At 61.9% G+C, this 14,058-nt stretch carries 11 protein-coding genes; 2 read left to right on the forward strand and 9 right to left on the reverse strand.

Going from position 1 to position 14,058, the window contains the following annotated elements; all coding sequences use genetic code 11:
- Positions 1–9 precede the first annotated feature (9 nt).
- The 6 genes from U0029_RS07065 to U0029_RS07090 all read right to left on the reverse strand — a co-directional run bounded on the left by U0029_RS07065 (position 10) and on the right by U0029_RS07090 (position 6,795).
- Positions 10–300: a cupin domain-containing protein gene (locus U0029_RS07065; RefSeq protein ID WP_012417861.1), complete on the reverse strand. Its 291-nt coding sequence runs from the start codon at positions 298–300 to the stop codon at positions 10–12.
- An 18-nt stretch (positions 301–318) separates the two neighbouring features.
- A complete protein-coding gene (gene gabT, locus U0029_RS07070; RefSeq protein ID WP_012417860.1) occupies positions 319–1,605 on the reverse strand; it encodes a 4-aminobutyrate--2-oxoglutarate transaminase in 1,287 nt (428 codons plus the stop codon).
- 2 nt (positions 1,606–1,607) lie between these two features.
- Positions 1,608–3,248 carry an ABC transporter ATP-binding protein gene (locus U0029_RS07075; RefSeq protein WP_012417859.1) on the reverse strand — a complete coding sequence of 547 codons (1,641 nt, stop codon included), beginning with the start codon at positions 3,246–3,248 and terminating at the stop codon, positions 1,608–1,610.
- A 10-nt stretch (positions 3,249–3,258) separates the two neighbouring features.
- Positions 3,259–4,098, reverse strand: a complete 840-nt coding sequence (locus tag U0029_RS07080; protein WP_012417858.1) for an ABC transporter permease — start codon at positions 4,096–4,098, stop codon at positions 3,259–3,261.
- Positions 4,095–5,111, reverse strand: coding sequence for an ABC transporter permease (locus tag U0029_RS07085; RefSeq protein ID WP_012417857.1), 1,017 nt, complete (start codon positions 5,109–5,111; stop codon positions 4,095–4,097). Before U0029_RS07085 ends, U0029_RS07080 begins: the two co-directional genes overlap by 4 nt.
- Positions 5,112–5,202: 91 nt before the next feature.
- Complete coding sequence (locus tag U0029_RS07090) at positions 5,203–6,795, reverse strand: ABC transporter substrate-binding protein (RefSeq protein WP_086935793.1); 1,593 nt, start codon at positions 6,793–6,795, stop codon at positions 5,203–5,205.
- A gap of 336 nt (positions 6,796–7,131) precedes the next feature.
- On the opposite strand from U0029_RS07090, the gene pdxR reads away from it, so the two are divergent.
- Both pdxR and U0029_RS07100 read left to right on the forward strand, forming a co-directional pair.
- Complete coding sequence (pdxR, locus tag U0029_RS07095) at positions 7,132–8,676, forward strand: MocR-like pyridoxine biosynthesis transcription factor PdxR (protein ID WP_082011709.1); 1,545 nt, start codon at positions 7,132–7,134, stop codon at positions 8,674–8,676.
- Positions 8,677–8,735: 59 nt separating this feature from the next.
- On the forward strand, positions 8,736–9,803 hold the full coding sequence (locus tag U0029_RS07100) for a tartrate dehydrogenase (protein WP_114852758.1): 1,068 nt from the start codon (positions 8,736–8,738) through the stop codon (positions 9,801–9,803).
- Positions 9,804–9,853: 50 nt separating this feature from the next.
- Here U0029_RS07100 and U0029_RS07105 read toward each other — a convergent pair whose 3' ends face one another.
- From U0029_RS07105 to U0029_RS07115, 3 genes are read right to left on the reverse strand one after another with little or no spacing between them, the layout of a single operon-like run.
- The gene (locus tag U0029_RS07105) at positions 9,854–11,440 is read right to left on the reverse strand and encodes a DHA2 family efflux MFS transporter permease subunit (protein ID WP_012417853.1); all 1,587 of its coding nucleotides are present in this window, start codon (positions 11,438–11,440) and stop codon (positions 9,854–9,856) included.
- On the reverse strand, positions 11,437–12,624 hold the full coding sequence (locus U0029_RS07110; RefSeq protein WP_114852759.1) for an HlyD family secretion protein: 1,188 nt from the start codon (positions 12,622–12,624) through the stop codon (positions 11,437–11,439). The genes U0029_RS07105 and U0029_RS07110 overlap by 4 nt, the downstream gene beginning before the upstream one ends.
- A gap of 9 nt (positions 12,625–12,633) precedes the next feature.
- On the reverse strand, positions 12,634–14,058 hold the full coding sequence (locus U0029_RS07115; protein WP_114852760.1) for an efflux transporter outer membrane subunit: 1,425 nt from the start codon (positions 14,056–14,058) through the stop codon (positions 12,634–12,636).

A 14,058-nucleotide genomic window follows, 5' to 3' on the forward strand; every position in this document is an offset into this window, starting at 1 on the left:
CTGACGATGTCAGGCCTTTTTGATCTCGATCTCGACAAAGACGAATTCGGTATCATTGGGATTGATGACGTTGTGCTCAACGCCTTCGGGGCGGGTGTAGGCGATGCCCGTGGTCAGCTGGCTTTCGCGCTGGCCCTCAGGGGTATCGAGCAATAGCTTGCCCGTCGTCTGCGGCACCACGACATAGTGCATGCCGTGGCGATGCCAACCCGTTTCGGCACCCGGCGGGAAGCGCCACTCGGTGACGGTAACGTGCTCGTTGTCGATCTGTACGGTAGGGATGGCGGCGGGTCGTTGCATTTGCGTCTCCTCGTTCTGTCAGGGTTGGCCACGCATGGCTTTACCTAGAATGTCTAGGGCCTCATCCATCAATTCCGTGCTGATGGTGAGAGGAAAGAGAAAGCGGATCACGTTGCCTTCGCTGCCACAGGTCAGCAGCAGCAAGCCAAGTTCAAGCGCCTGCGCCTGGACACGGCGTGCGAAGGCAGGGCTCGGGGCGTTCGATCCCGGTTGATTGAACTCGGCGGCCACCATTGCGCCCAGTGCGCGCACTTCGGCCAGCTCGGGCACTTCGCTGCCCAGCTCGCGCAGCCGTGCGCTCAGGCGCTCTCCCAATTGCCAGCTACGCGCCAGCAGGTCTTCTTCGTCGATGACGCGCAACACTTCCAGCGCCGCCGCCACCGCGAGCGGGTTGCCGGCATAGGTGCCGCCCAAACCGCCCGGCGCCGGCGCATCCATGACCTCGGCTCGGCCGCAGACTGCCGACAGGGGCAGCCCGCCCGCCAGGCTTTTAGCCATGGCGGTCAGGTCGGGAGCCACGCCATAATGTTCCATGGCGAAAATACGCCCGGTGCGGCCAAAGCCAGTCTGAACTTCATCGGCAATTAACAGGATGCCGTGGTCGTCGCACAGCGCGCGCAGGGCGCGCATAAACTCGGGCGGGCAGACATTGAAGCCGCCTTCCCCCTGCACTGGCTCAATGATGATGGCCGCGACGCTGCGCGGGTCCACCACGGTCTTGAACAAGGTCTTGATGCCGGCCAGCGAGTCTTCGCTGGTCACGCCATGCAGGGCATTGGGATAAGGCGCGTGGTAGATGTCGGCAGGGAAGGGGCCAAAACCCAGCTTGTAAGGGACGACCTTGCCGGTCAGCGCCATGCCTAGCAGGGTGCGGCCATGGAAAGAGGAACCAAAGGCAATCACGCCGGGCCTGCCTGTGGCGGCGCGGGCGATTTTCACGGCGTTTTCGACGGCTTCCGCACCCGTGGTGAAAAGCGCCGTTTTTTTGGCGAAATCTCCCGGCGCCCGGGCATTGATCTGCTCGGCCAGCTCGACATAGCTGGTGTAGGGAACGATCTGGTATGCCGTGTGGGTGAATCGCGCCATTTGTGCGTTCACGGCATGCATCACCGAAGGATGGCGATGGCCGGTATTGAGCACGGCGATGCCGCCCGCGAAATCAATATAGCGGCGTCCCTCCAGATCCCAGATTTCGGCGTTTTCCGCCCGGTCGGCATAGAAGTTGCACATCACGCCCACCCCTCGCGGGGTGGCGGCGGCGCGGCGTGCATTCCAGTCGGCGGACGGGTCGATGGTTTGGCTCATAGCTAGGCTGTCTGCGCTTTGGTCGGGTCCCAATGCTGGCCCGGGACGGCGGCGATCAGTTGCTGTGTGTAAGCGTTCTGCGGCCGGTCGAAAATCTGGCCGGGGCTGCCGTGTTCCACCACCTTGCCGCGATGCATCACAAGCACCGAATTGCAGATCTGCGCGGCCACCCGCAAATCGTGGGTAATGAAGATCAAGGCGATGCGCAGCCGCTTTTGCAGATCTTGCAGCAATTGCAATACCTGGGCCTGTACTGACACGTCCAAGGCGGATACCGATTCATCGGCCACCAGTACCTTGGGCTCCAGCGCCAGCGCCCGAGCAATGCCGATGCGTTGGCGCTGGCCGCCCGAGAATTGGTTCGGATAACGGTCAAAGGCGGAGACGTCAAGGCCGACCAGGGCCAGCAATTCGCGCGTGCGTTTATCGGCTTCGGCGCGCGGCGTACCGTTGGCGACCGGGCCGTCGCTGATGATGCGGCCCACCGTTTGCCTCGGGTTGAGCGAGGCAAACGGGTCCTGGAAAATCATCTGGATGTCTTTGCGGATGGGCCTGAACTGACCTTCGCTCAGGCCGGCGATATCGCGGCCGTTGAAGATCAGTTCGCCACCGTCGATACCAATCAGCTTGAGCAGACATTTGCCGATGGTGGATTTGCCCGAGCCGGATTCGCCCACGATGCCCAGGGTTTCGCCACGCCTTACGTCGAAGCTGACCCCGTCCACGGCGTTAACGACGCGTTTCTTGCCGAACAGGCCGCTGTGGCCGGTGACATAGGTTTTCTTCAGATTGCGCACCGCGAGCACGGGCGCTTCCGTGCTGACGGCATCGCGATCTTCGGCCCGGCGGTGCGGAACCGCGGCGATCAGGCGGCGGGTATAGGGGTGTTGAGGACGGTTCAGCACCTGATCCGCCGGACCCTCTTCGACCAGCACGCCTTTCTCCATCACCGCAACGCGATGGGCGATCTCGGCCACCACGCCGAAGTCATGGGTGACGAACATCACCCCCATGCCTTTTTCTTTCTGGATGCGGGCGATCAGCGCCAGAATCTGCGCCTGCGTGGTGACGTCCAGAGCCGTGGTGGGCTCGTCAGCGATCAGGAAGGCCGGTTCGAGCGCCAGCGCCATCGCGATCATGACGCGCTGGCGTTGACCGCCGGAAAGACGGAAGGGGTAGACGTGGTAGAGCGTCGCCGGGTCGGGCAGGCCCACGAAGGCCAGCAAATCCAGCACGCGGCGCTGGCGCGCCTCGCCCGGATAGGCGTTGTGCACCCGCATGACTTCAGCGATTTGATCGCCCACCGTCATGAGGGGGTTCAAGGCCGATAGCGGCTCCTGGAAGATCATGCCCATGTCCTTGCCACGCATGGACAGCAGCTTGTCCTCCGTCTGGGTAAGCAGATCCATGCCCTTGAACAGGATCTGCCCGCCCTGCGGCTTGAGGTAGTCGGGCAGCAGGCCCATGATGGCGTTGGCGCTCATGGACTTGCCGGAGCCGGACTCGCCGACAATGCAGAGAATCTCGCCTGCGCGGATGTCATACGAAACATTCTGCACAGCGAAGGGACGGTCACCACCAGCGGGCAGGGCGATGCTCAGATTGCGGACCGACAAAAGCGGCGTCGTGTTTTCGGTAGTCATGTCCGGCCTCCTATTCGCCGCGTTTGCGCAGTTGCGGGTTGAGGGCGTCATTCAAGCCTTCACCGATCAGATTGATCGCCAGCACGGTCAGCAGAATTGCCATGCCCGGCCAGACGCTCATCCACCAGGCTTCACGGATCATGGTGCGCGCCGCGCCGATCATGAAACCCCAGCTCATCATGTTGCGGTCGCCCAGGCCCAGAAAGGACAGGGAGGCCTCGGTCAGAATGGCCGTGGCCACCATGAAAGAGGCTGAAACGATGATGGGCGACATGGCATTGGGCAGAATTTGCGAGCAGACGATGCGGCCCGGCGTTTGCCCGATCACGATGGCGGCCTGTACGAACTCGCGTTGCTTGAGCGTCATGAACTCAGAGCGCACCAGACGCGCGGCCGGCGGCCACGAGACGACGGCGATAGCGCCCATGATGGAATACACCGACGGGCCCAGCACCGCCACCAGCACCACGGCCATGGCCAGTTGCGGGATGGTCTGGAAAAATTCGGTGAAGCGCATCAACGCGTCGTCAACCCGACCGCCACAATAGCCCGCCGCGGCGCCCACCAGGATGCCGAACAGCAGCGCAACGCCAGTCGAGAGCAGACCCACCATCAGCGAGACGCGGGCGCCCCATACCAGGCCGGCGGTGATGTCGCGGCCCAGCATGTCGGTACCGAAAGGATAGGCGGCATCCGTGAAGGGCGGAATCAGGGGCGCGGCCACCATCATCCAGGGCGATTCTTCATAAAGCAGCGGTGCAGCCAGGGCGAGGAAAACCACGATCGCCACGATGATCAGGCCGGCGACCGCGCCATAGTTGCGCATATAGCGTTTGATGAAGCCTTTCATGCGGCGGCTCCTTGGTTGCCGCCCGCGGCGATGCGGGGGTCGATAAAGCGGTAGATGATGTCGGTGATGAGGTTGAACGCGACGACCATGATGGAGGTAATCAGGAAGATGCCGAGCAGCAGCTGGTAGTCGCGCTGCAAGAGCGCATCGAACATCAGCCGGCCGATTCCCGGCCAGGCGAACACGGTTTCGGTCAGCACGGCGCCACCGGCCATCTGGCCCAGCTGGATGCCGGCGAAGGTAATGACGGGCAAGAGCGCATTGCGCAGCACATGGGAGCGAATCACGCGGTCGGGCGGCACGCCTTTGGCGCGGGCCGTTTTCACGAAGTCCATGCCGATCACTTCAAGCATGGAGGCGCGCGTCAGGCGCACGTACACAGCCATGAAGAAACAGCCCAGGGTGACTGTCGGCAGTACCAGGTGTTGGGCGATATCCCAGACGCGGGCCAGACCGGTCAGGTTGGAACCTACCGTCTCCATGCCGAAGGCGGGGAGCCAGCCCAGCATCACGGAGAACAGCAGAATGCCCATTAGCGACAGCCAGAACAGCGGCGTTGCATAGAGCAGCAGAGCGCCGGTCATGACACTGCTGTCGATCCAGCGCCGCTTGTTGGAGTAGCGCGCTTTGGCAGCCACCACGCCCAGCCATACGCCAAGGATGATGGAAAACAGGAAGGCGCAAATCATCAAGAGAAAGGTGGCGGGCAAACGCTCGACGATGAGGTCCAGCACCGGCAGATGATTGCGATAGGAATAGCCCAGATCCAGTTGGACCACGCCTTTCAGGTAAAGCCCGAGCTGCGTCAGCACAGGCTGGTCAAGCCCGAATTGCGTGCGTAGCTGTTCAATATAGGCCGGATCGCCTGCGCCGGCTTCGCCGGCCAGCACGGCGGCCGGATCGCCAGGTGCCAGGCGGATCAGGAAGAAATTGATGATCACCACGCCGAACACGACCACGAGGGCCTTGCTCAACCGCGAGGCGAGGAAAGACAGGAATTTCATGTGTTGCATCTCCAGGCAACGGCGCGCGCCGTTCTGAGGGATAAGGCCCGGAACCGCCATAAGGCGGTTCCGGCCTGTCGCGGCAGAGGCCGCGTCAGGGTTACTTCTTCTCGATGTAGACGTCGTCGAACGTTTCGTTCAGGCCGATGGCGGTCTTCACGAGGTTCTTGACCTTGTCGCGGTAAATGGTCGGGAACTCCATGTCGACCAGGTAGCCGTTGCCCACTTCGTCGACCAGGGTTTTCTGGATCTTGGCGTAAATGGCTTCGCGCTTGGCCGGATCGACTTCGGCGGCGGCCTGTTCCCACAGCACATCGGTTGCGGGGTTGCTATAGCCTTGCACGTTGGCGAAAGGCGAGCCCTTGACGATGTTCGAGGTGGCGTACAGACGCTGCACACCCAGCGCCGGATCACCGTATTGGTAGGAGTAGGTCGTCGTCAGGTCAAAGTCCCAGTTGCCGGTGCGCGAGGCCCAGCCGCCCGCATCGGTGGATTCCAGTTGAACCTTGAAGCCCAGCTGTTCCAGCGATTGCTTGGTGTACTCGCCCAGGCGGTCCCAGGTGGAGCCATAGGGGAAGCTCAGTTGGCGAATGGTGTAATCCTGAGGCTTGATGCCGGATTCCTTGATCAGCTCGCGCGCCTTCTTCATGTCGAACGACTGGGCCGCAAGGTTCTTGTCGTGGAACATTTCAGTGGCGGCGAAGGGGCTGGTCGAGACCTTGCCCTGGCCAAAGAAAATGTTGTCCACCACCATTTTGCGGTTCATCGCCGACATTACGGCCTGACGCACCTTGACGTTGTCAAAGGGCGGCTTGCGCATGTTGAAGATCAAGTAGGCCTGGGGCGAGAACATTTCCCAGCCCTGGGTGGTGTAGTTGGTGTTGGGCAGGGCGCGCAGGCGCTTGACGTCAACGTTATCGACGTCGCCGCCACGCAGCACGTCCACGCTGCCGCGCTCGTAGGCCACGGCGCGCGAGGCGGAATCCGGAATCACATTGAAGATCAGCTCGTCCAGGTAGGGCTTGCCGGGCTTCCAGTAGTCGGGGTTGCGCTCAAGCTTGATGTATTCGCCGCGTTTCCATTCCTTCAGCTTGAAGGGGCCGGTGCCTACGGGCTTCTGGTTGGCCGGGTTGCTGGCGTAATCGGTGCCCGCATAGATGTGCTTGGGCATCATGGGCGCGAAACCGGGCTCAAACATCAGCATGAAGGCCGGGAAGGACTCTTTGAGCGAAATTTTGACCGTCTTGTCGTCGACCTTCTCGACCTTGTCGATGTATTTGCCAAGAATCACGCGGGCGCGGGCATGCACCTTGGGCAGCAGTTCGGTCAGCGAGAACACCACGTCATCGGCCGAGAACGGCTTGCCATCATGCCACTTGACGTTGTCTTGGAGATGGAAGGTGTACGACAGGCCGTCCGGGCTGGCTTCCCAGGACTTGGCCAGGCCTGGCTGCGGTTTGAGGTCAAAGCCATAGGTCAGCAGGCTTTCATAGATCTTGCCGGCCACAAACTGCGTGGGCGCCTGTTGGTTCATCGCTGGAATCAGGATGGGCGGCTCAGGCTGCACGATCATATTGAGGGTGCCGCCCTTGGTTTGTGCCAGGGCCGTGCCCAAAGGCAGGGCCAAAGCAAGCGCGCAAGCGGAGAGTTTGATGGCGTGTTTCAGTTTCACTGCAGGCCTCCCGGCGGTCATGAGATAAGTGGGCGCGAAGCGCCTGAGTAACTCAAGCAAACTTCATGCCATTGCGGATGTCTTAGCCGGCGGACGCGGTTGAGGCCCGCCGGATGCTGCATCGTGGTGCACGCTCATGCACCACGACAGTGTTTATTCAGCCAAGTCGAAAATGCCGTGTGCGCGACAGATTGACCGCCGCGAGCGCCGTCATCGTTGTCTTGTGAATGGCTGCTTTTGTGTCCGGCTGCAAGTTTTTCCCCTTTGCATTTATTTGGACTTTTTGATGCTGGAGGAGCGTATCGAATATTTGGTACTCTCAATAGATCCAAATTGATTCGAATTTCAGGTGCCACTTTGAAAGAGTTGATTCTGTCGGAACGCTTATTGCTGCGTTTGGACCGACAAGGAAGTACCTCGCTGTCCCGGCAGATCTGTGACACCTTGCGCAGTTTGATTCTCGCCGGCGAGCTGCCCGCAGGAACCAAGCTGCCCGCCACCCGTGTGCTGGCAAACGACACAGGGTTATCCCGCAATACTATTTTGCATGCCTACGATCAGCTTCTTGCCGAGGGATATCTGGTCTCCGCCTTCGGAAGTGGTACCTTCGTTTCCGATACCGTGCCGGAGCCAGATGAGCCCTTGAACGGCGCGGATGCAGATGCGCCTGCCACGCCTTTTTTGTTATCGCGGCGCGGCAGCAAGCTGGTGCAGGGCGCCTCGGCCTCCGACCGTCAGTGGGGCGCCTTCGTCTCGGGTGTGCCCGACCTCTCCCTGTTTCCGCGCGCGACCTGGAACCGGCTGTTAAGCCGCCGCTGGCGCCAGCAGTCTCCCGAGTTGCTGACCTATGCCTATGGCGCGGGCTACGCGCCCCTGCGCCGGGCCATCGCCGGACATCTGCGCCTGGCGCGTTCGGTGCGTTGCGAGCCGGATCAGATCGTTATCACCACGGGTATCCATCAATCGATCAGCCTGCTGTCCCGCTTGCTGGGCGACACCGGTAACACCGCCTGGATGGAAGATCCGGGTTATTGGGGCGCGCGCTCCACCCTGGTGGCCTGCGGCATCACGCCGGTGCCAGTGCCGGTCGACGAGGAAGGCATGGCGCCTGACGCGGCCCAGATGCAAGAGCCGCCGCGTTTTATCTTCGTGACGCCTTCGCATCAATATCCCCTGGGCATGGTCATGAGCCTGGCGCGGCGGCGCATGCTGCTCGAGTACGCACACAAGCGCGGCGCCTGGATCGTTGAAGATGATTACGACAGCGAATTCCGCTTCGACGGCCGCCCCATCGGGTCCTTGCAGGGTCTGGACGCCCATGATCGCGTGCTTTACCTGGGCACCTTCTCCAAAACCCTGTTCCCTGGTTTTCGGATGGGTTACATGGTGTTGCCGCGCCGGCTGGCCGCGCATTTCGCGACGGGACTGGCGGAGCTTTATCGCGAGGGGCGGCTGATGGACCAGGCAGTGCTGGCGGATTTTATCGAGGGAGGCCATTACGCCAGCCATATCCGCCGCATGAAACAGCGCTATGCCGTGCGCCAGACCCTGCTCAGGGCCGCCATCGCCAAGCATCTGGGCGCGGACTGGCCCATTTCTACTCATGAGGCGGGGCTGCATCTGGTGCTGCATCTGCCCGAGGGCACCGACGACCTTGGCATCTCCATCGCCGCGCGAACACTCGGCCTAACCGCCCGTCCGCTGTCGCGCTATTACGCCGACGAACAGAAAGCGCGCCCGGGCATCTTGCTGGGTTATGCCTGTGTGCCTGAGGATGAAATCGACCCGGCTTTCGACCTTCTCATGCAGGTCATCACGCCCGCACTGGAACATGTGCGGCGTACGCGGGAGACCGTGGTTCAGAGCGAGCGTTTGAACGAACAGGCCTGGAGCGGCGCCTGAGGCCACTATATGATGCAGGGCAGGCGCGCCACGTGGGCGCGCTACCTTGGAGACTTAGGGTGGCAACAAAACACAAGATCGCCGTCATTCCCGGCGATGGCATTGGCAAGGAAGTCGTGCCTGAGGGCCTGCGCGTGCTGGACGCCGCAGCCGCGCGTTTTGGCATCGACTTTCAGTGGGATCATTTCGACTGGAGCTGCGATTACTACGCCAAGCACGGCAAAATGATGCCGGATGACTGGGCGCAGCAGATCGGAGGTCACGAAGCCATCTTTTTTGGCGCGATCGGCTGGCCGGCCACGGTTCCCGACCACGAAGCGCTGTGGGGCTCCCTGTTCCGCTTTCGCCGCGATTTCGATCAATACATCAATCTGCGTCCGGTGCGCCTGATGCCTGGCGTGCCTTCGCCGCTGGCTAACCGCAAGCCGGGCGAGATCGATTTCTTCATCGTGCGCGAAAACACGGAAGGCGAGTACTCCAACAGCGGCGGCCGCCTCTTTGCCGGTACTGAGCGTGAGGTGGTGATCCAGGAAAGCGTGTTCACCCGCGTCGGCGCCGATCGCGTGCTGAAGTTCGCTTTCGAACTGGCTCGTAAACGCGGCAAGCACCTGACCGCCGCAACCAAGTCCAATGGCATTTCGATTTCCATGCCCTGGTGGGATGAGCGCGTGGCCGATATCGCCACGCAATATCCCGACGTGCGCTGGGATAAGTATCACATCGATATTCTGTGCGCGCACTTCGTGCAGCACCCGGATTGGTTTGATGTGGTGGTGGCGTCGAATTTGTTTGGCGATATCCTTTCGGATCTCGGCCCCGCTTGCACCGGCACCATAGGCATTGCGTCCTCGGCCAACCTGAACCCAGAGCGCAAGTTTCCCTCTCTGTTCGAGCCGGTGCACGGGTCGGCGCCAGACATCTACGGGAAGGGCATCGCCAATCCCATCGGCCAGATCTGGAGCGGTGCCCTGATGCTGGACTTCCTGGGGTATCAAGATGCTGCCAATGCCGTGGTAAAAGCCATTGAAACCGTGCTGGCCGAAGGGCCCCGCACGCCCGATATGAAGGGTCAGGCCAGTACGGCCGATGTGGGCCGCGCCATTGCGCAGCTCGTGGCGCAGGGCTGAAGGTCTTGTGATGCGGCGCGCCTACCCGGTCAGGGCGGGCGCGCCGTTTTTCAGTGGGCGCCGGCCGCGGCTTCGGCTGCGCCGCCGCCCTTGCCTTTGGACGACTTGGGCCGGGCGAACCACACCGTGCCTATCAGCAGCACAAAAATGATGGCCGAGGCGTGGAACACATCCGTGGCGGCCAAGGTGTAAGCCTGCGTGTTGACCATCCCATCGATCACCGTCAGCGCTTGTTGATGGCCTAGGCCCAGGGTGTTCTGCAAGCTGCCTAGCATCTGGTCAAAGGCCTGCTGTCCGGGGCGAGCCACTTCCGTGAGCTGAGCATGGTGCAGGGTGGCGCGGTCATCCCATACCGTCGTTGCGATCGACGTGCCGAAGGCGCCTGCCGTCAGGCGGGCGAAATTCGACAGGCCAGAAGCCGCAGGAATGCGTGAAGGGTCCAGGCCCGACAGCGTAATCGAGGTGAGCGGCACGAAGAACATCGCCATTGCCGCGCCTTGGATGATGGTCGGAATCATCAGCGTGCGCACATCGGTCTGGGTGTTGAAACCCGAGCGCATCAAGCACACCAGCGCGAAAATCACGAAGGCTGCGGTCACGATCTGGCGTGGATCACGCGTGGCGATCATCTTGCCCACAATAGGCGTGAGCAGAATCGCCAGGATACCCACCGGCGCGGTCACAAAGCCCGCATAGGTGGCGGTGTAACCCATATTGCTTTGCAGCCAGAGCGGCAGCAACACCACATTGCCGAAAAACACGCCATAGGCAACGGCCAGCGTCAGTGCGCCCACAGTGAAATTGCGCTCCTTGAACAGGCGCAGATCTACTACCGGATGGGCGTCTGTCAGCTCCCAGATCAGGAAGATCACAAAAGCCACGAGCGCCACGGCGGCCAGCGCGATGATGGTCGGGCTGGCGAACCAATCCAGTTCTTTGCCCTTATCCAGCATGATTTGAAGCGAGCCCACCCAGACCACCAGCAGCCCCAGGCCCACCTTGTCGATCGGCAGCTTGCGCGTAAGCGATTCGCGATCGCGGAAAATACGCCAGCTCACCCAGGCTGCCAGCAGGCCAACCGGCACGTTGATGTAGAAAATCCAGGGCCAGGAATAATTGTCGGAAATCCAGCCGCCCAGCAGCGGACCCGCCACCGGAGCGACTAGGGTCGTCATGGACCAGATGGCGAGCGCCATGCCCGATTTCTCGCGCGGGAAGGCCGCCAGCATCAGGGCCTGTGAAAGCGGGATCATCGGGCCTGCGACCGCACCTTGCAGTACCCGAAAGCCGATCAGAGCTTCCAGCGTGGGCGAAAATCCGCACAGCCACGAGGCCAGTACAAACAGCAGCGTAGAAATCAGGAAAAGCCGGACCTGGCCGAAGCGCTGTGTCAACCAGCCCGTCAGCGGCACCGTAATCGCATTGGCGACCGCAAACGAAGTGATGACCCAGGTGCCCTGGCTGGTGCTCACTCCCAGGTCGCCGGATATCGTCGGGATAGAGACGTTGGCGATGGAAGTGTCCAGCACATTCATAAACACCGCAGTCGACAGCGCAATCGAACCGATGATGCGGGTGACCCCTTCCAGGGGCGGGTAGGGCCCTCCGGTCGCAGGGGTACGGGCGGTGTCGCTCATGATTGCAGATTGTCTTTGATAATCTTGGTGATCAGCGCATCGGCTTCGTCATGCGCCGGCTCGAAGGCCCGGGTCGACCAGGCCGGTTCCGCGCGCGCGGCGCTTATCAGGGGCTCGCCTTCGGCCTTGCCCACGTCCACCTCCACATTCATCGACAGGCCCACGCGCAAGGGATGCTTTTTCAGTTCTTCGGGATCGAGTGCAATACGGACCGGTACGCGCTGCACCACCTTGATCCAGTTGCCCGTGGCATTCTGCGCCGGCAGTAGCGCGAAGGCGCTGCCCGTACCCGCGTCCATACCGACAATCTTGCCGTGATACTGAACCGAGCTGCCATACAGATCGGCCGTCATCGTGACGGGCTGGCCCACTCGCATATGGCGTAGCTGACCTTCTTTGAAGTTGGCGTCAACCCACACCTGGTCGAGCGGCACGACATTCATCAGCACCGCGCCTGGCGCCACACGCTGTCCGACCTGCACGCTGCGGCGAGCGACCAGGCCATCGACCGGGGCGGGCAGCACGGTGCGCGAGCTGGCGAGCCAGGCATTACGCAGATTGGCGGCTGCCTGAAGCACGTCGGGATGGTTTTCCACCGTCGTGCCACGGGTCAGCGATTGGTTGGTCGTGAGCTTGGCCTGGGCCGAAGCCAGGGCAGCGCGGGCTTGCGCCAGACCGGATTGCGCCGTTTTCACCATCGTCTCGGCATGCAGGAGCTCCTCGCCGCTCACGCCGCCGGAAGCAGACAGCGCCTGGCGGCGCTTCAAATCGCTTTGCGCGCGGTTGAGATCGGCCTGGGCGCGAGCGATTTCCGCCTGCCGTACTTCGACATCAGCGGCCAGGCTGTCGTTTTGCACGTATAGCGTGTGAACTTTGCGCACGGTTTGCGCCAAGCGCGCTTCGGCATCTTGCAAGGCGATGTCGGTATCCGAAGGGTCCAGACGCACGAGCGGCTGCCCCGCCTCGACCTTGTCCGTGTCGTCAGTCTCGATGGCGATTACCGTGCCCGGCACCTGGGGGGTGATTTGCACCAGGTTGCCGCGCACATAAGCATCATCGGTGCTTTCAAAGTGCGAGCCGTAAAGCGCCCACCAGGCGCCGTAGCCCAAGGCCAGAACGAGAAAGACGCCGCCGGCCGACAATAGCAGGCGTTTGCGTGCGGGATGGGTGGTAGGGGTGGTCATGGCTAGCGATCAATGATTATTGGAAGGTTGATCCGTGGTTTGGGCTGTGCTGGCGGTGTAGCCGCCGCCCAGCGCATAAGCCAGATCGGCGTCGAGCTGATAGGTGCGATACTGCAAATCTGTCTGTAGGCGTGCCTGGGCCAATACGCCGTCTTGAGCGATCAGCACCGACAAATAGTTGCCCAGACCGTTGCGATAACGCTTGAGCGCTAGCTCATACGCCGCCTCGATGGCTTCATGCGCTTGCTTGCGTTCTGTTTTTTCGCGGTCTATCAGGCGTAGCGCATCGATGGCATCTGCCACTTGCTGCACGGCGGTAAGTACGGTCTGGTTGTAGTCGGAGACGGCCAGATCGGCATCGGCGCGGCGGCCAGCCAGATTCGCGTTCAGCTCTCCGCCGTGAAAAATCGGCAGACTGATCGCAGGTCCGATGCCTGCGGTGCGGCTAAAGCTGTCGAGCAGCATATTGGTGCCCAGCGCCTGAACGCCGGCGAAGGCCACGATATTCACGTTGGGATAGAACTCGGCTTTGGCGCTCTCGATCTGCTGGCGGGCGGCTTCGGCGCGCCAGCGTGCCGCGACCACGTCGGGGCGATGGCCCAACAGCTCCAAGGGCAGCGATTTCGGCAGTACGCCGCTGGCGGAGCTTAGCCTGACCGGCGTGAGGGCCTGCATTTGCGCCGGGCTGGACGCCGTCAGGGCTGCCAGTTGATTGCGCAACTGGGCTAGGGTGGTCTCTACCTGGGTCAAATCCACGCGTGCGGCTGCGGTGGCCGATTCCGCCTGCTTGACTTCCACCTCGGTATCCAGGCCTGCCTGCTTGCGGCTTTGCGTGAGTTTCTGGACTTGTTCGCGTTGCGCGATGATGCGCTGAATGACCGCTTGCTGCGCGAAGGCGTTCTGTAAATTGAGATAGGCACGCGCTACGGAGCGCGCCAGCAGGTTGCGCGCGGCCTGGGTGTCAGCCTGTGCCGCGTCGCGCTGCGAAACCGCCGCCTTCAGGCGCGAACGGTTTTTTCCCCAGAAATCCAGTTCATAGCTGAAATCCAGCGCCAAACGGTTGTTGGAAGCGACCGAACCGCCCAGCGGGGCGGGGTAGATGTAGTTGCCGGACAGGTGTTCGCGTGAGAGCGAATAATTGGCATCCACACGCGGCATGAGCGGCGCGCGGGCACCCGCGACGGCTGCATTAGCCTGTGCCAACCGTGCTTGGGCCGCAGTCAGGGAGGGGCTGTTGGCCAATGCCATATCGACCAGACGGTTCAACTGCGGATCACCATAGCCTTGCCACCATTGCGTGGCGGGCCAGGCGGTTTGCGCGTCGTTCAAGCCCAATTGGGCGGGTGTGAGTGTCGCGACCGGCTTGGGGGCCGGCTCCATCAGCGCACAACCTGCCAAGGCCAGCACTAGTGTGGTGGAAAGTAGGCGATTCAT

The organism is Bordetella avium (genome assembly GCF_034424645.1).
Classification (GTDB): domain Bacteria; phylum Pseudomonadota; class Gammaproteobacteria; order Burkholderiales; family Burkholderiaceae_B; genus Bordetella; species Bordetella avium.